Source organism: Streptomyces thermodiastaticus (genome assembly GCF_014656135.1).
GTDB lineage: Bacteria > Actinomycetota > Actinomycetes > Streptomycetales > Streptomycetaceae > Streptomyces > Streptomyces thermodiastaticus.
Genome location: NZ_BNBV01000001.1, coordinates 99,127 through 116,468, shown reverse-complemented (window position 1 = coordinate 116,468; position 17,342 = coordinate 99,127). Strand labels below are relative to the sequence as shown.

The window sequence follows — 17,342 nt, the reverse complement described above, 5'->3', positions numbered from 1 at the left end:
CTCACTTCGCCGTCGCCGTGGCCGGGGCGGCCGGGTTGCCCGCCCAGTACGCGTCCGGGGCCACTTCCTCGCCCTTCATCAGGAAGGAGTCGGGTGCCAGGACCGCACCGTCGCCCACCGTCACGCCGTAGTGCACATGTGCCGCCACACCGAGGGTGACGCGGGCGCCGAGCCTGGTGTGGTCGGACTTGAAGGTGCCGTCCTCCTGCGAATGGCACTGGATCTTGCTGCCGGCGTTCAGCGTGCAGTCGTCCCCGATGGCGGTGAGCGTGCGCTCCGTGATGTAGCAGCCGTCGTCGAACACCCGGCGGCCGATGCGCACACCCATCAGCCGCCACACCAGTGCCTTGAACGGCGTCCCGTTGAACAGGTTCAGATAGTGATCGGGCACCTTCCACAGCCGCTCGTGCCACCAGAAGTACGGGTCGTAGATGGAGCACAGCTTCGGCTGCAGCGGCCGGAAGGAGGTGATGCACCGTTCCAGCAGGACGTAGTAGCCGGCGCTGACGACCAGACTGACCGCCAGCCAGCTGCCGACCACCACGTGCCCAAGCGTGCCGTACAGGCCGGCGGTCAGCAGGCCGAGCAGGGCCAGCAGCACGGTGTGCAGCCAGCGCACCGTCAGGTGCAGTGCCATGGACCGCAGGTTGTAACGGTTCTTCGCGGCGAGACTGCGGCGCAGTGCCGCACCGGTGCGCAGATGGTCGAAGCGCGCGTCGCGCTCCACCGACCGGGGGATCTCGAAGCAGGGCGACCCGAGCAGCCCCACGTTCTGCCGGATCTCGCCGTCGAGGGGGACCATCACCTTCGTCGCCAGCAGGCAGTTGTCGCCGGTGCGCGCACCGGCGGGGAAGGCGATGTTGTTGCCGAGGAAGTTGCGGGCCCCGATCGTCGCCTGCGACACCCGGAAGGAGGTGCTTGAGTACTCCGCGTTCAGCACGGACAGCCCGTCGGCGATCATGGTGCCGCTGCCGACCTTCACCAGGAACGGCGTCTCGTGCTGCACCTCGGTGCCGAAGTTGGAGCCGGTCTGCTCGACCGTGGACAGGTCGTAGCCCAGGCCGCGCAGGTAGGGGACGATGTAGGAGCTGTCACCGAGAAGCCAGGTGAAGAAGCGGATGTTCGTCAGGGTGGACACCGCGCGGTGCAGCGCGTAGTGGAAGCCGTAGAGCGGGTACACCCGGTCGGGGCGGACGGCCAGACGCAGCAGCCGTGAGGCGCCGAACAGCGTGAACAGGCCGAGCAGGACGCCGCCGAAGTACACCACGGTGGCCACCAGCAGCGCGTCCGCGACGAGTGCGGCGGCCGAGGCGCCCTGGGCCGCGGGGTCCAGCTGCTCGCGCAGGGAGGGGACCTCCGCGCACACCATGTACACCCCGCCGACGGTCAGCGGCAGATACAGCAGGATCAGCTGCGCCAGGGTGGTCAGGGCGAAGCCGAGGCGGCGCGGCCTGCCGCAGCGGGCCGGCGGGACCCGTACGTGGTCCACCTCGGTGGGCTGGGCGGGTGACCCGTGCCGGCGCTCCCCGGCCGGGATCTCCTGCCCCCGGTACAGGGCGGAGGAGTGGCCGAGCTGTGCTCCGTCGCCGAGGGCGGTGTCGATGTCGAGCACGGTCCGCTCGCCGACGAACACGTCCCGGCCGAGTGTGACGCGGCCGGTCTGGATCCGCCCCGCATGGGCCCGGTAGCAGAGGAAGAGCGAGTCCTTGCGGATCACCGTGCCGGAGCCGATGGTGAGCAGGTCGGTGCAGACGGGGACGGAGCGGGAGAGGATCGTCACGTCCCGGCCGATCCGCGCGCCCAGCGCCCGCAGATACATCACATACAGCGGATTGCCGGCGAACAGCACCATCGGGTTGGCGTGCAGCAGCGACTTGACGATCCAGAACCGCAGGTAGGCCCAGCTCCACACGGGGAACTCGCGAGGGGTCCAGCGCCCCACCAGAATCCACTTCGCCGCGACCGGGACGGCGCACAGGGCGAGGAATCCGGCGGCACCGCACAGCAGGGAGCGCAGATAGATGTGCCACAGGCCGTCGGCCGCGGCCACCCATTCGTAGGCCTCGGCGGTGACCAGACCGATGACACCCGTGTACCCCAGGAACAGCAGCGACTGCGCGGCACCGCAGACCAGGTGCTGCCCCCGGCGCGGTGGTGCGGCCGACTCCGCATGCTCCGGCTGCTCCGGCCGGCCGTCCTCGGCGGCCGGCGCCTGCGCGTCGGCGGGTGCCTGGGCCTGCGCGTCGGCGGGAACGGCGAGCGCGGCCGCCAGGTCGCGGATCGTGGGATGCCGGTAGATGTCCTTGATGGACACCGACGGCAGGCCCTCCCGTTTGCGGACCCGGGCACAGAACTGCGCCATCACCATGGAGTTGGCGCCGAGATCGGTGAAGAAGTGGTCGTCGGGCCCGACCTGGTCGGCGTGCACGAGGTCCGCCAGCACGGCGGTGAGTTCCCGTTCGATGTCGGCCGCCGCCGGGGCGGGCTGCGCACGCGGGGTGATCGCGGATCCGTCCGGTCCGGGCATTAGGATGTCGGCAGACTTCTCCACCATGCGAACTCCCTGAAAGGTCGAGAACGGCCGGCCGATGCGGCCGGTCCCCGGGACCGAGCGTTGTTCGAATCGTGCGGTGTTCGAGGCTCGAGGTGTGCGGTGTTCGGCGCCGTCCGTCGTCCAGGACGGCGGGTGTCCGGGATCGTGCGGTGTTCGACGACAAAAGCCATGGACCAGTCTTGTCCGCACATCGCGGAGTTGCCACCAAATCGGCGGTGCACCCTGCCGCCGCCACCGGCCGGTTTCGGCACATTGGCCGGTCATCGTGGGTGCCGGTCGCGACACGTGTCACCCGAATGGCCTTCACTCTGGTGAGTGTGCGTGGTGTAGGAAGTTGACGGGGTGTGGGGTGGCGTCCGGTGACCGGCCGCGGCCGAGTGGCTCCCGCCGACGGGTGCGCGCACACTGAGCAGTGACGCACGGCGTCGTCGTCCGCCGCCCGGGCCGCCCGTCGGCGCCTGGAGTGATGCGGAGCCGCCCGACGCCGGGCATGCCTGCTCATCCGCCGGACCGTTCGTCGAGAGGGCCGACATGGCCGTAGACATCCCGCCCCTGATCAAACCCTCGCACCTCCGGCGACGCGGAGGGTTGTGGGGAGAGTGCCTGGCGGAATTCCTGGGGACGCTGGTGATCGTCGCCTTCGGTGACGGCGTGGTCGCCATGGCGGTCGCGGCCCTGCCCGGTTCCGGCCGGACGGAGGGCCCCACGACCTTCTTCCTGGGGGCCGGCGACTGGTTGCTGATCGGCTGGGGCTGGGCGTTCGCCGTGGCCTTCGCCGTGTATGTGGCCGGTGGTGTCAGCGGCGCCCATCTCAACCCGGCCGTGACACTGGCATTCGCCCTCCGGCGCAGGTTCCCCTGGGCGAAGGTCGCACCGTACTGGCTGTCACAGCTGGTCGGCGCCTTCGCCGGTGCCGCCCTGGTGTACGCCGTCTACCACGACGCCATCAACACCTTCGACCAGGCGTCGCAGGGCCCGAAGACCAACGGGCACACCCTGGCCTCGTTCTCCATCTTCGCCACCTTCCCGGCACCCTACTTCCACGGCGGCGTCTGGGGACCGCTCGTGGACCAGATCGTCGGCACCGCATTCCTGCTGCTGCTGATCCTGGCGATCGTCGACATGCGCAACATGGCCCCGAAGGGCAATCTCGGGCCGCTGCTCATCGGCCTCGCCGTCGGCGCCATCGGCATCTCCTACGGCGCCAACGCCGGGTATGCCATCAACCCCGCCCGCGACTTCGGGCCGCGCCTGTTCGCGTATGCCGCCGGGTGGGGCGATCTCGCGCTGCCGGGTTCCCTGGCGGGTTCGTTCAGCCACTACTGGTGGATTCCCATCGTCGGACCGCTCGTCGGCGGTGTGGTCGGCGCGCTCGTCTACGACCTGTTCGTCGGCGACGTGCTGCATCTGCGCGCCCATCAGGCTGCCGCACCTCCCCCCGGCCGCACCCGGGGCACACCGGCGCCCGAGGAGGAGTGACCGAGCCCGTCGCCGTGCGCCCGAAGCCGCCGGGCGCCCACACGGGCACCCGGCGGCCCGGCATCGGCACCGGCGGGCGACGTTCCCGGCACGCCCCGTCCGAGAACCGTCGGTGAGCTCCCGTCAGCCCGTGCTGAGCACCATGCGGAAGCGGGCGGCACCCGAGAGCATCTTGCGGTAGGCCTCGTCGGCCTGCTCCAGCGGCACGATCTCGGTCATCGGCCGTACCCCGTTGAGGGCGCTGAACTCCATGGTCTCCTGCACGTCCTGCGCGGTGCCGGACGGGTGCCCGCGCACGACCCGGCCGCCCGTGATCAGCTGTGCCGGGGAGATGTCCAGCGGTTCGGGGGCCACACCGATGACCACCAGCTCGCCCCGGTGCGTCAGCCCGTCGACGGTCGCCGAGACGGCCTCGGAGCTGCCGGCGGTGGCCACCAGCACCTTGACCCCGCCGAGCGCACGCAGCGCCTCGGCGACATCTGTGGCCGCGGTGCTGTCGACGTAGTGGTGGGCGCCCAGCTGCTTGGCGAGGTCGGCCTTGCCGGGGCCCCGGGCGATCGCGACGGTCTCCATCCCCATGGCCGCCGCGAACTGCACCCCCAGGTGGCCCAGACCGCCGATGCCGAGCACCGCGACCCGGTCGCCCGGACGGGCGGAGCTGCGCCGCAGCCCGTTGAACACGGTCACGCCCGCGCAGGCCAGCGGTCCCGCGTCGCTCGCGGCCAGCGCGTCCGGGATCCGGGCCAGGGCGTCGACCGGGGCGATCACCTGCTGGGCGAAGCCGCCGTCGTAGGTCCAGCCGGGCACCTTGAGATTCACGCACACGATGAAGTCCCCCTGCCGGCACGGCGTGCAGTGCAGGCAGCTGCCGCCGAACCAGCCGACGGTCACCCGGTCGCCCACCTGCCAGCCGTACTCCTCGGCCCGAGTGCCCAGCTGCTCGATCCGTCCGGCGATCTCGTGTCCGGCGACCACCGGGAAGCGGATGCCCGGCACCGCGCCGTCGACGAACAGCGAGTCGCTGTGGCAGATGCCGCAGGCCTCCACGGCGATCCGGACGTGGCCGGGTCCGGGCTCCGGCACTTCCCGCTCGGCGATCTCCAGGGGCCCGCCGGCGGACATGACCTGTGCGACTGTATAGGTGCTCATCCCGGCCTCCTCCCGAACATGTGTCGCGGCCTTCTTCTCCAGCACACCAGGTCACGGCTCATCGCGCGCGCCGGGCCACGGGCGGGTGGCGGGCCGCCCCGGCGGCCGGTACACGCGCGGCCGCACGGACGGCGGGGCAGGGGGCGGCGGGGTCAGCTCCGGGGCATCGGGCGCACGGTGAGGATCTGCTGGGCGTGGCCCACCGGGCCGTGCACGTCGTGCAGGACCGTACTGGTCAGGCCCTGGCCGGTGGGGCCGAACACCACCGTGGTGTCCAGGCCGGTCCAGCCGGCCTCCGGCTGCCGGTGCAGGTGCACGGTCAGGTCCACGTTGGGGAACATCCACTCCGTCGGCGACCGGCGTACCGCTATGCCGTTGGCCGTGTCGACCAGGGCCAGGTAGGAGGCGAGCGGGCTGCTGGGCTCGTCCGCGACCAGGGTCAGCGGTGTGGAGACCCAGGCGGTGGTGCGGCCCGGTCGCGGCGGGGCGACGGGGCGGACGTCGAGGGAGGCGATGTAGCCGCCGGGCCACAGCTCGGCCATCGGCCAGGGCCGGATCCGCTCGGGCGGGGGCAGCCGTTCGCCCGCGCCGCCGGCGACGGCCGTCGTGTCCTGCGCCGACAACAGCCAGACGCGCGCCCGGACCACGGCCCGGCCGCCGATGCGGACCGTCGCCTCCAGCAGTTCGATGGTCCGGCCCGGACGGACGGTCTCCACCTGGATCTCGCACTCGTCCAGGGCCAGGCGGCCCAGGATGTCGTAGCTGATCCGGGACAGCACCAGGGCTTGGTCCGGCCGTGCGGCGAGGTACTGGTCGACGGCGTGGACGACGAGGCCGCCGAGCGGGCTGAAGTGCTGCTCGTCGGTGTTCCAGGCGCCGCCGGCGTGGACGGTCGGCTTGAAGCGATGCTCGTCGGTGCGCATGTAGTAGCTGTCGGGGACCACGGTGCCGGTGATCAACGCGGGTGTCTCCTTGCGACGGTCGTGCGGCCGGGACGGGGGCTCCGGCCTGCGGGGCCGCCGAAGCCCGGGCCGGGGGACGGGTGAGGGGAGGGTCAGTCCGTGCTCACCCAGGCGCGGCGTTCGGCGGAGAGCGCCATGGCGTCCAGCGCGGACGCCGCCGCCACGGCGTCCTTCAGGGTCGCGCCGTGCGGGGTGCCGTCCACGATCGAGCGCACGAAGTGATGAGCCTCGATCACCTTGAGATCGTCGTAGCCCATGGCGTTGGCCGCGCCCGGCTGGAACGCGTCGTACGCGCCGTGTCCGGGGCCGACGTAGACGGTGCTGACCGGCTGGTCCTGGTACGCGGTGCCACGGCTGACGCCCAGTTCGCCCATGCGCCGGAAGTCCCAGAAGAGTGCGCCACGTGTGCCGTGGATCTCGAACCCGTAGGCGTTCTGCTCGCCGACCGACACCCGGCAGGCCTCCAGCACCCCGCGCGCGCCGGAGGCGAAGCGCAGCAGGCAGCTGACGTAGTCGTCGTTCTCCACCGGGCCGGGTGTGCCGCCCGTGGCGCGGGTGTGTCCGGCGGTGGCGCCCGCGGGGCGGGCCCGCTCGGGCACGAACACGGCTGTGTCGGCGCACAGCGACGCGATCTCGCCGAGCAGGTACCGGGCCAGGTCCACCCCGTGCGAGGCCAGGTCGCCGAGCACCCCGCTGCCGCCGCGTGCCCGCTCGTACCGCCAGGTCAGCGCCCCCTCGGGATGGGCGGCGTAGTCGCTGAACAGCCGGATGCGCACATGCGTGGGGGTCCCGATCTCACCGGCGGCGATCATGTCGTGGGCGGCGACGACCGCGGGCGCGTGGCGATAGTTGAACCCGACCGTGCCCCGCACCCCCGCCTTCTCGGCCGCCTCCGCGACCGCGCGGGCGTCGGCGGCGTCCAGGCCGACCGGTTTCTCGATCCACAGATGCTTGCCGGCCTCGGCCAGGGCGACGCCGATCTCACGGTGCAGGACGTTCGGCGCCGTGACGCTGACGGCCTGCACGTCGGGGTCGGTGAGGATCTCGTGCCAGTCGGTGGTGGCCCGGGCGAACCCGTAGCGTTCGGCGGCCTCGGCCGCTCTGCCGGGCACCTCGTCGGCCACCACGACCGGACGCGGCCGCACCGCCGGCTGCGGGAAGTGGTGCGGCAGACGGGCGTACGCCTGGGTGTGCACCCGCCCCATCCAGCCGAATCCGACGACGGCGACACCGAGCGTCTCCACCATGACAGCCCTCAACCCTTTCACCGGCCTGCCCGGCCTTCCCGCCGGCCCGTCGTCTTGGACCGCTCCAACGGCGGCCGCACCTCACGATGGGCGGTCGCCGGAGCACGTGTCAACCCTCAGGACACCTGGAACGAGCGGGCCGGTGCGGGGGCTTTACACCGGGGCACGGGTGTGGAACGGTCCCAGGCATGCGAGCCCCGACCATCCGCGACGTGGCCGCGCGGGCCGGCGTGTCCAAGTCGCTGGTCTCGCTGGTGCTGCGCGGCTCCGGCAGCGTCCGCCCCGAGAAACGGCAGGCCGTGCTCGCCGCCGTGAAGGAACTGGGTTACCGGCCCAACGCCGCGGCCCGCAGTCTCAGCGAGCGCCGCACCCGCACCGTCGGTGTGCTTCTGGACGACCTGCGCAACCCCTGGTTCGTGGAGCTGCTCGACGGGCTCACCGCGCGCCTGCGCGACGCCGGGCTGCATGTGCTGCTGGGCGACGGCCGGCTCGACGAGCGTCTGGGGGAGGACCTGACCCGCACCTTCACGGAACTGCGCGTCGACGGGGTGGTGGCGGTGGGCACGCTGCGGGATCCGCAGGCGCTGCGCGCGGCGGCCGGCCGGGTGCCCGTCGTGGTGGCCGGCGCCCGCGAACCGGAGCTGCCGGGTGTGGACGTGGTCACCGGCGACGACGAGCTCGGCGCCCGGCTCGCCACCGAGCATTTGATCCGTCTCGGTCACCGGCGCATCGCGCACATCACGGGCCGGGGTGCGGTCGGCGCCCTGCGCCGCCGGGGTTTCGAGGCGGCGATGCGGGCGCACGGCCTGGCGGATGCGGCGCTGGTGGAAGCCGGCGACCTCACCGAGGAGGGCGGCCACCGGGCCGCCGTCCGGCTGCTCGGCCGAGAACCGCGGCCCACCGCCGTCTTCGCGGCCAACGACATCACCTGTGTGGGCGCGCTGTCGGCCGCCGCGGCGAGCGGACTTGACGTGCCGCGCGAGCTGTCCCTCGTCGGGTACGACAACACCTGCCTCGCCCGGCTGCGTCACCTGTGGCTGACCACGGTGGACCCCTCCGGTCACGAGGTGGGCCTGCGCGCCGCCCGCCGTCTCCTCGACCGCATCCAGGACCCGGACCGCCCGGGCACCGTCGAGCTGACCCGGCCCGTCCTCCGGGAGCGCGGAACCACCGCCCCGCCCGTCGCGAGCCGCTGACCTCTCCGCCCGCGACGGCACCTTCGGGCGCTGAGGGCTGCGGTGTACGGCTACGGGCGCGGACAGCCGCGGTCAGCGGCTTCGGGCTGGGCGCTGAGGGCTGCGGTGCACGGCCGGGACGATGACGGCGCACGTGAAGAGCGAGCAGCGTTCGGCTGCACCGAACAACGGTCCTTATCGGAGTAAAACGGATACCATCGGCCCATGGGCGGACCCGTGCAGTCCATCGAGCGCGCGGCGGCGATCCTGCGGCTGCTCGCCGGGGGACCCCGCAGGCTCGGGCTCGGCGAGGTCGCCTCCTCCCTCGGGCTGGCCAAGGGCACCGCACACGGCATCCTGCGCACCCTGCAGCGCGTGGACTTCGTCGAACAGGACGAGGTGACCGGGAAGTACCAGCTCGGAGCGGCCCTGCTGCACCTGGGCAGCAGCTACCTCGACGTCAACGAACTGCGCTCGCGTTCCCTGAACTGGGCGGACGCGCTGGCCGCGCGCAGCGGGGAGGCCGTCCGGCTGGGCACCCCGCTGGAGGACAGGGTGCTCGTCGTCCACCACGTCTTCCGGCCCGACGACTCGCTGCAGACGCTGGACGTCGGTGCCCTGCTGCCGCTGCACGCCTCCTCGATGGGCAAGGTGCTGCTTGCCTTCGGCACCGCGTCCCTCGGCACCCCGCCGGACGCGCGGCTGGAGGCGTACACCCGCCACACCCTGGTCACTCGGAGGGACCTGGACCGGGCGCTCGCCGAGATCCGCGAGCAGGGCTGGGCGATGGAGGTGCAGGAGATGAACCTGGGGGAGGCCGGGATCGCCGTCCCGATCCGCGGACAGGGCGGCCTCGTGATCGGCGCCATCGCCCTGTCCGGGGCACCCGAACGCATCTGTGACCCCGACGGGCGGCCGCAGCCCGTCCTGATCGGCCTGCTGCGGGAGGCGGCACGGGCCATATCCCGGGAACTGGGCGGCGGCCCGCCGACAGCGCCCCGCCAGCGCTCCACCTGACCCACCCGACTCGCGTGACGCACCGGAAGGCGGACCCGAAGCATGGCTGACCGGTATGTGATGTCCATCGACCAGGGCACCACGTCCACCCGATGCATCCTGTTCGACCAGCGCGGACGGCTGTGCTCGGTCGCCCAGCGGGAGCACCGCCAGTACTTCCCCCGGCCAGGCTGGGTCGAGCACGACCCGGTGGAGATCTGGCGCAACGTCCGCCGCATCGTGCCGGAGGCGATGGCGCACGTGGGTGCGGACGCCGGATCCATCGCCGCCATCGGCATCGCCAACCAGCGGGAGACCACCGTGCTCTGGGACCGGCGCACCGGCCTGCCGCTGGGCCGCGCGATCGTCTGGCAGGACACCCGCACCGCGCCCCTCGTCGACGCGCTCAGGGACCGTCCCGGCGACGAGTACTTCCTGGACCGCTGCGGCCTGCCGCCCTCCACGTACTTCTCCGCCCCCCGGATCCGCTGGCTGTTCGACCACGTGCAGGGACTCGAGACACGTGCCCGGGACGGCGAGGTGCTGTTCGGCACGATGGAGAGCTGGCTGATCTACAACCTCACCGGCGGCATCCACGGCGGACTGCACATCACCGACCCCACCAACGCCAGCCGCACCATGCTCGTCAACCTGCGCACCCTGACCTGGGACCCCGAGCTGCTGGACTTCTTCGGCGTGCCGCGCGTGCTGCTGCCGGAGATCCACTCCTCGGCCGAGAGCTACGGCGAGGCCCGTGCGCTGCTCCCGGGTGTGCGCATCACCGCCGCTCTCGGCGACCAGCACGCGGCGCTGTTCGGGCAGACGTGTTTCTCGCCCGGGGAGGCCAAGTGCACCTACGGCACCGGCAGCTTCCTGCTGAGGAACACCGGCACCGAGCTGGTGCGCTCCCGCAACGGCCTGATCACCACCATCGCCTACAAGATCGCGACCGAGCCCACGGTGTACGCCCTGGAGGGGCCGATGGCCGTCACCGGCTCGCTGGTGCAGTGGTTCCGCGACCAGCTCGGGCTGATCGGCACCGCGCCCGAGATCGAGACCCTGGCACGGACGGTGGAGGACAACGGCGGCTGCTACATCGTGCCGGCCTTCTCCGGCCTGTTCGCCCCCCACTGGCGCAGCGACGCCCGCGGGGTCGTCGTCGGCCTGACCTCCTACATCACCAAGGGCCACCTGGCCCGCGCCGTGCTGGAGGCGACCGCCTGGCAGACCCGGGAGGTCGTCGACGCCATGAACGCCGACTGCGGACTGTCCCTGCGCCGGCTGAAGGTGGACGGCGGCATGACCAGCGACAACCTGCTGATGCAGATGCTCGCCGACGTGCTCGACCTGCCCGTGGTGCGGCCCCTGGTGGCCGAGACGGTCTCCCTGGGCGCCGCCTACGCCGCCGGGCTCGCCGTCGAGTACTGGCCGGACCTGGAGGCGCTGCGTGCCAACTGGCACCGGGCCGCCCAGTGGCTGCCCGCGATGGATCCCGAGCGGCGCGAGGAGGAGTACGAGAGCTGGCGGCAGGCCGTCGAACGGTCCTTCGGCTGGGTCCGTCCGTCCCGCAGGCCGGGCGCACCCTGAGCGTCGCGCCGCGGCACACCCTGACGGCGCCGCGCCGCTGGGCAGGACCTCGCACGTGCCCCCGGGGCGTCCTCCGCCCGCGGACGGTTGCACCGCCCGCTGCTGGGTACGCGAGCAGGGCTGCCCGGGCACACTCCCGGACAGGCCGCACGAACCCCGCGACCAGGGAATCTGCCATGGAGACACCCGCCAACCACGAGAACGCCACGCCCGCCCAGCGCGCGCTGGACGTGCTCGCCGTGAACGCCGAGGACCCGGCGGCGCTGGACACGCTCGCCGGCAGCGACGTCCTGATCCCGGTGCCCGACGACGTCAGCGACGAGGACGCCACCAACCCGTCGGCGGTGGCGCTGCCGGTCCTGGAACAGCCCGGCGGCGTACCGGTGGTGCCCGTGTTCACCTCCGAACTGGAGATGTCCCAGCTGCTGCCCTTCATCTCCCGCTACCGCCTGGTGCCGCTCGGCGCCCTCGCCTCGCAGTGGCCGGCCGACGACCTGTCGCTCACCATCGACGGCAGCTCACCGCACGGCCTGACCCTGACCTCCGAGGGCGTGCGCAACCTGCTGGCACGGCCGCAGAGCTGAGCGGCGCGGGGACGCCCGCCGACGAGACGCGGCGTCCTGCGCCCCGACCGGCGCCGGGCCGCGGGGCGCCGTCCGCCGGTCCGGTCGCCGTCCGGCGAGCCGCCCGGTTTGACAGGCACCGGCCGCCGGCCGCATCATCGGCCCGTGAACCTGTCAGACAGCCAGACAGCAGGTCCGGTACCGCGCCGCGTCAGCGCGACGGAAGCGGTCCTGACCCACCTGCGCGGCGCCATCGAACGCGGGAAGTACGCCGTGGGGGACAAGCTCCCCTCCGAGGCGGAGCTGTGCCGCACCCTGGAGGTCTCCCGTCCGGTGCTGCGGGAGGCGCTGCGCGCCCTGCAGGCCATGGGTCTGACCGTCTCCAGGACCGGCAAGGGCACCTTCGTGGTCGCGCGCACCGTGCAGGACCCCACCTTCGGCGACTACACGGCCCGGGACCTGCTGGAGGTGCGCCGGCACATCGAGATCCCGGTGGCCGGCTACGCGGCGCAGCGCCGCACCGCCGAGGATCTGGACAGGTTGCGGGATCTGCTGGAGCGCATGGAACGGGAGACCGACACCACCGCGTGGGTCGCGCTGGACACCCTGTTCCACCTCTCCGTCGCCCGGGCCGCGCGCAACCCGGTGTTCTGCCGGGTCATCGAGGAGATCCGGGACGCATTGGCCCGCCAGTCCGCCTTCCTCAACGAGCTGGGCGGCCGGCGCGAGCAGTCCGACCGCGAACACCGCGCTGTCGTCGAGGCCCTCGCCGCCGGCCGGGAACAGGACGCCGTCGCGGCGATGTCCCACCACCTCGACCGGGTCGAGACGACCCTCACCGACATCGTGCGCGCCACGCGCACCCCCTCCGCAGCCGGGACCTGACACCCCGGGCACTCCCGGCACACCGCGGGGGCGGGTGACCCGCGCCCGCGGCCGGGCCGGCGCGCGAACCCGCGCGTACCGGCGAGCACACGTCACGAGTCACCCAGGTACTGATGCACACCATCTCCCTCTCCGAGGCACCCTGCGTCCGCGAACCCCGCCACGCCCCCGTCGCCCACCTCGTCCGCGGCGGCGTGACCGAGGGCGTCCACTACGGTTCGGTCGTCGTCCTCGACGCCACCGGCGACGCCGCCTTCCGGCTCGGCGACCCCGAGGCCGCCTTCTACCCGCGGTCGGCGCTCAAACCCCTCCAGGCGGTCGCCATGGTGCGGGCCGGGCTGCCGCTGGAGGGCGATCTGCTCTCCCTGGCTGCCGCGAGCCACTCCGGCGAGGAGCGCCACCTGGACGGCACCCGGCGGATCCTGCGCCTGGCCGGCCTGTCCGAGGACCGGCTGCGCAACGTCCCCGACCTGCCGTTCGACCCGGCGGTGCGCGACACGTGGGTGCGGGAGGGACGCGGCCCCTCCCGGCTCGCCCAGAACTGCTCCGGCAAGCACGCGGCCATGCTGTACACCTGCGTGCTCAACGACTGGTCCCTGGACGACTACCTCGACCCGGCCCACCCGCTCCAGCAGGCGATCGCGGACACCGTGCAGGACCTCACCGGGCAGCGCATCGCCCGGGTCACCATCGACGGCTGCGGCGCGCCCCTGTTCGCCGTCTCGCTGCACGGCCTGGCGCGCGCCGTCGCCCGCATCGCCACCGCCGCGCCCGGCACCCCCGAGGCGCGGGTCGCGGACGCCATGCGCGCCCATCCGGAGATGGTCTCCGGCGCCGACCGGGACGTGGCCGCGCTGATGCGGGCGGTACCCGGGCTGCTCGCCAAGGACGGGTTCGAGGGCGTGCAGGTCGCCGCGCTGCCCGACGGCCGCGCGGTCGCCGTGAAGATCGCCGACGGTGCGAACCGGGCCCGGATCCCGGTCGCCGCGGCCGCGCTCGTCCGCGCCGGCGTCGACCCGGCGCTGCTCACCGGCTTCGCGGGCGAGACCGTGCTCGGCGGCGGCGAGCCGGTCGGGCGCGTCCGGCCGGTCGCGGAGCTGGGGGAGATCCCCGTACCCGCCTGCGCCTGAGCATCCGCGCGGCGGGCCGGCCGCCCGGCCGGGCACGTCCGGCGCCGGGCCCGCGCGGACACGGTGCCGGCCCGAGCGGTCACACCCTCCTCCGGCGCCGGCCGGGCCACCGCCGGCGCCGTGCTCGTCAGCCGCGGGTGATGCGGTTGCTGCGGCGGCGCAGGCTCGCCAGGGCCAGGCCGATGCTCAGGCCCGCCGCGCCCAGTCCGGCCGCGCCCGCGAGCGCGGCCGTCGCCGGCCGGTCCGACGCCTGTTCGGAGCGCGCGTCGGTGCGGGCGGCCGGGCGAGCGGTGTGGGTCACCGGGCGCAGCGCGTCCAGCGAGCCGACCGGGTCCACCCGGTCGGCCGCCTCGAAGCCCCAGTCGAGCAGGGCCCGTGCCTCCTCGTACACCTGCAGGCCGCCGCCCTGCTGCGGATTCATCACCGTGACCACGAGGGTGCGGCCGTCCCGCCGGGCCGCGGCGATCAGCGTGTTGCCCGCGTGGGAGGTGTAGCCGTTCTTGATCCCGATCAGACCCGGGTACGGCTTCACCCCGTTGGCACCGGTCAGCAACCGGTTGGTGTTGGCGATCTGGTACATGGTGCCGTTCGTGCCGGGGAAGGAGGCGTGCGCCGTGGAGCAGTACCGCGCGAAGTCGGGGTTGCGCAGCCCGGCCCGCCCGAACACGGCCAGGTCGTACGCCGAGGACACCTGCCCGTCGGCGTCGTAGCCGTCGGGCGAGACGACATGGGTGTCCAGCGCGCCCAGCGACCGGGCCTTGGCCTGCATCTGCCGGGCGGTGTGCTCCCAGCCGCCGTTCAGCTCCGCGAGCACGTGCACGGCGTCGTTGCCCGAATTGAGGAACACTCCGCGCCACAGGTCCGACACCCGGTAGGTCTGGCCTGGGACGACGCCGACGAGGCTGCTGCCCTCGCCGATCCCGGCCAGCTCGCGCCGGCTGACGGTGTGCCGGACGCTCGCCGGAACCGCGGGCAGCACGGTGAGCGCGAACAGTGTCTTCAGGGTGCTGGCGGGCGCCAGTTTCCGGTGCGCGTCGTGCGCGGCCAGCACCTCCCCGGTGTCGGCGTCGGCCACCAGCCAGCTCAGCGCGGACACTTCCGGCACCTGCGGGGCGCCGGGACGCAGCCGGACCTGGGTGCCCTCGCGCTGCAGCAGGGCCGGCTGCGGCAGCGGGGCGCCGGCGGATCTGTGCCCCGCACCGGGGTCCGTTCCGGTGCCGCCCGACGCGGCCGCCGGCGAGACCGGCAGCAGGACGCTGGTGCACAGGGCACAGGCCGCCGCGGCAGTCCGAAAGGAATATCCGATCTTCATATCGAAAACGTAGGAAGGGATCGGACCGGACGTGACCTCGCCGGGGGCCGAACGGGTGCCGCGGGCACTCGGATGCCCCAGCGCGTACCCCCGTCGGGGCGTGCGTCGGCCGCCGGCGGACCGCACGCCGCGCCCGGGCCGGCCGCTTCCCCCGGCACGTCCGCGGCCGGCCCCGCCCGCTCCGGAGCGCACCGCGGGCCGCGGGCACTCCCGGCCGGCCGTGCGCGAAGGCACCGGGGCGTCCCCTTCCCGCCGGCCGCCGTAAGCTGACACCGATGTTCAGCCCCGAAGGCCCCACACTGCGCGAACTCGCCGTGCAGGCACTGTCCTCCGTCGAGCGCGGCTACGACCTGCTCGCACCGAAGTTCGACCACACGCCGTTCCGGACCCCGCCGTCCGTGCTGGACGCCGTCGGCGCCGCACTTGAGCGGATCGGTCCGTTCGACGACGGGCTCGATCTGTGCTGCGGCACCGGCGCCGGGCTCGGCGTGCTGGCGCGGGTGTGCCGGCGGACGGCGACCGGCGTCGACTTCAGCGCCGGCATGCTCGCCGTCGCCCGGCGTCACCCGCCCGGGGGCGGCTGCCCGGTGTCCTGGGTGCGTGCCGACGCCCGGGCCCTGCCCTTCACCGCGGCCTTCGACCTCGTCGTCAGTTTCGGCGCGCTCGGGCACTTCCTGCCTGCCGAACTGCCCGTGCTGGCCGGGCAGGTGCACGCGGTGCTGCGGCCCGGCGGCGTGCTCGCCCTGCCGGTGTCCGCGCCGCCGCGTCCGGCCTCGGCGGCCTTCTGGGCGCTGCTCGGCTTCGACGCGGTGATGCGGGTGCGCAACGCCGTGTGGAGGCCGCCGTTCGTCATGTACTACCGCGCGATCCGCTTCGGCGCACTGCTGCGCGAGCTGCGGCAGGCGGGATTCGAGGTGGAGCTGCACGCCCTGCCCGAGTTCGGCCGCCGCGCCGACGGCAGCCCGCGGGCACGTCTGATCACGGCCCGCAGGCCGGGCGGGGACGCCTGATCACGGCCCGCAGGCCGGGCCCAGCAGGCCGCACCCGGCCCCGCACACCCCCACGCCCGGCGTCCGCATGCCCGGCGCCCGCGCACGGCTCAGGTGTGCGCGGGCGGCTCAGGCGTACGCGCGGGTTCACAGGTGGGAGCGCAACCAGCGCATCTGGGCGTCCTCCTGGTAGGGGCCGCCGCCCTCGTGGTCGTTGAACTCGTACACCTCGATCGCCTTGTCGTCGTGCGCCCAGGCGTTGAACGCGGCGAAGACGGTGGACGGCGGGCACGTCTCGTCCTCCAGCGCCGTCGAGAACAGCGCCGGAGTCCGGCCGCGGGCCGCGAAGTGCACCCCGTCGAAGTAGGACAGGGTGCGCAGCACGTCCTCGGTGTGCCCGCGATGGGTCTTCAGATACAGCCCGATCTCCCGGTACGGGTGACGGTCGGTCAGCGTCGTCGCCCGGGGGAAGTCGCACAGGAACGGCACATCCGGGGCGACCGCCACCAGGTCCGGCACCAGGCCGCCGACCGCGATGGAGATGCCGCCGCCCTGGCTCCTGCCGAGCACCGCGGTCCGCGACGCGTCGGTCAGCGGATGGGAGCGGGCCGCCTCCACGGCGCGCACCGCGTCGGTGAACACCCGGCGGTAGTAGTAGTTCTCCGGTGCGTCGATGCCCCGGGTCATGAAGCCGGGGTAGGCCGGTGCGCCGCCCACCGGATCGGGGGTGTCGCCCCCGCCGCCCCAGACGCTGCCCTGCCCGCGCGTGTCCATCACGAAGTGCGCCCGGCCCGTCGACGCCCACAGCAGGTGCTCGTGCGGAAGGCCGCGCCCGCCGCCGTAGCCGACGAACTCCACGAGCAGCGGCAGCGGCCCGTCGGCGCCGGCGGGCAGCGTCAGCCAGCCCTTGACCGGGTGACCGCCGAACCCGGCGAACGTCACGTCGTACACCTCGACCGTCGTCAGCGGGGTGTCGACCGGGACGAAGCGCGCGTCCAGCTCGTGCTCGCGGGCCTCCTGGAGCGTCTTGGCCCAGAACGCGTCGAAGTCCTCGGGCTCGGTGGACGCGCTGCGGTACTCCCGCAGTTCGTCGAGCGACAGGTCGAACACAGCCATACGGAACCGCCTCGGTCGAGCTGACTCGGGAACAGGAACGGGGACGGGGCGCGGGCACAGGTGTGCGGGCGCGGGCGGGCAGGGACATCGCGGGGACCACCGTACGGCGGTGTCCCCGGCGCGCGCCAGGCAGCCGGAGGCCGCCGCATCTCCCCGCACATGTCCCCGCCACCGCCCCGGCTTGTTACGGCCTTGTGA

The 17,342-nt window shown here is 73.4% G+C and carries 14 protein-coding genes; 8 read left to right on the top strand and 6 right to left on the bottom strand.

The annotated features are described in order from the left end of the window. Position 1: 1 nt before the first annotated feature. Positions 2-2,554, bottom strand: a complete 2,553-nt coding sequence (locus tag IE286_RS00535; RefSeq protein ID WP_189794526.1) for a Pls/PosA family non-ribosomal peptide synthetase — start codon at positions 2,552-2,554, stop codon at positions 2-4. A 531-nt stretch (positions 2,555-3,085) separates the two neighbouring features. Between IE286_RS00535 and IE286_RS00530 the strand changes: the two genes are divergently transcribed. Next, complete coding sequence (locus IE286_RS00530) at positions 3,086-4,033, top strand: MIP/aquaporin family protein (RefSeq protein WP_189794525.1); 948 nt, start codon at positions 3,086-3,088, stop codon at positions 4,031-4,033. A gap of 123 nt (positions 4,034-4,156) precedes the next feature. Here IE286_RS00530 and IE286_RS00525 read toward each other — a convergent pair whose 3' ends face one another. The 3 genes from IE286_RS00525 to IE286_RS00515 all read right to left on the bottom strand — a co-directional run bounded on the left by IE286_RS00525 (position 4,157) and on the right by IE286_RS00515 (position 7,391). Next, the gene (locus IE286_RS00525) at positions 4,157-5,182 is read right to left on the bottom strand and encodes an alcohol dehydrogenase (RefSeq protein WP_189794524.1); all 1,026 of its coding nucleotides are present in this window, start codon (positions 5,180-5,182) and stop codon (positions 4,157-4,159) included. 152 nt (positions 5,183-5,334) lie between these two features. Further along, on the bottom strand, positions 5,335-6,105 hold the full coding sequence (locus tag IE286_RS00520) for a thioesterase family protein (RefSeq protein WP_189794804.1): 771 nt from the start codon (positions 6,103-6,105) through the stop codon (positions 5,335-5,337). A gap of 131 nt (positions 6,106-6,236) precedes the next feature. After that, entirely contained in the window at positions 6,237-7,391 is a 1,155-nt protein-coding gene (locus IE286_RS00515; protein WP_189794523.1) for a Gfo/Idh/MocA family protein, read from the bottom strand. Positions 7,392-7,579: 188 nt separating this feature from the next. On the opposite strand from IE286_RS00515, the gene IE286_RS00510 reads away from it, so the two are divergent. The 6 genes from IE286_RS00510 (at position 7,580) to IE286_RS00485 (ending at position 13,727) form a co-directional block, all read left to right on the top strand. After that, positions 7,580-8,587 (top strand): LacI family DNA-binding transcriptional regulator, encoded by a 1,008-nt coding sequence (locus IE286_RS00510; protein WP_189794522.1) that lies wholly within the window; start codon positions 7,580-7,582, stop codon positions 8,585-8,587. A gap of 204 nt (positions 8,588-8,791) precedes the next feature. Next, the gene (locus IE286_RS00505; protein WP_189794521.1) at positions 8,792-9,583 is read left to right on the top strand and encodes an IclR family transcriptional regulator; all 792 of its coding nucleotides are present in this window, start codon (positions 8,792-8,794) and stop codon (positions 9,581-9,583) included. 42 nt (positions 9,584-9,625) lie between these two features. Next, a complete protein-coding gene (glpK, locus tag IE286_RS00500) occupies positions 9,626-11,149 on the top strand; it encodes a glycerol kinase GlpK (RefSeq protein ID WP_189794520.1) in 1,524 nt (507 codons plus the stop codon). Positions 11,150-11,325: 176 nt separating this feature from the next. Further along, positions 11,326-11,733: an SseB family protein gene (locus IE286_RS00495; protein ID WP_189794519.1), complete on the top strand. Its 408-nt coding sequence runs from the start codon at positions 11,326-11,328 to the stop codon at positions 11,731-11,733. Positions 11,734-11,877: 144 nt separating this feature from the next. After that, on the top strand, positions 11,878-12,597 hold the full coding sequence (locus IE286_RS00490) for a FadR/GntR family transcriptional regulator (protein ID WP_189794518.1): 720 nt from the start codon (positions 11,878-11,880) through the stop codon (positions 12,595-12,597). Between the two features lie 113 nt (positions 12,598-12,710). Next, the gene (locus tag IE286_RS00485) at positions 12,711-13,727 is read left to right on the top strand and encodes an asparaginase (RefSeq protein WP_189794517.1); all 1,017 of its coding nucleotides are present in this window, start codon (positions 12,711-12,713) and stop codon (positions 13,725-13,727) included. Between the two features lie 127 nt (positions 13,728-13,854). Here the strand turns inward: IE286_RS00485 and IE286_RS00480 are convergent, their stop codons facing one another. After that, entirely contained in the window at positions 13,855-15,039 is a 1,185-nt protein-coding gene (locus IE286_RS00480; protein ID WP_189794516.1) for a D-alanyl-D-alanine carboxypeptidase family protein, read from the bottom strand. Positions 15,040-15,314: 275 nt separating this feature from the next. Here IE286_RS00480 and IE286_RS00475 point away from each other — a divergent pair, with 275 nt between their 5' ends. Further along, the gene (locus IE286_RS00475; RefSeq protein WP_189794515.1) at positions 15,315-16,049 is read left to right on the top strand and encodes a class I SAM-dependent methyltransferase; all 735 of its coding nucleotides are present in this window, start codon (positions 15,315-15,317) and stop codon (positions 16,047-16,049) included. Positions 16,050-16,175: 126 nt separating this feature from the next. Here IE286_RS00475 and IE286_RS00470 read toward each other — a convergent pair whose 3' ends face one another. Further along, positions 16,176-17,144, bottom strand: coding sequence for an acetylxylan esterase (locus IE286_RS00470; RefSeq protein WP_189794514.1), 969 nt, complete (start codon positions 17,142-17,144; stop codon positions 16,176-16,178). Between the last annotated feature and the right edge of the window lie 198 nt (positions 17,145-17,342).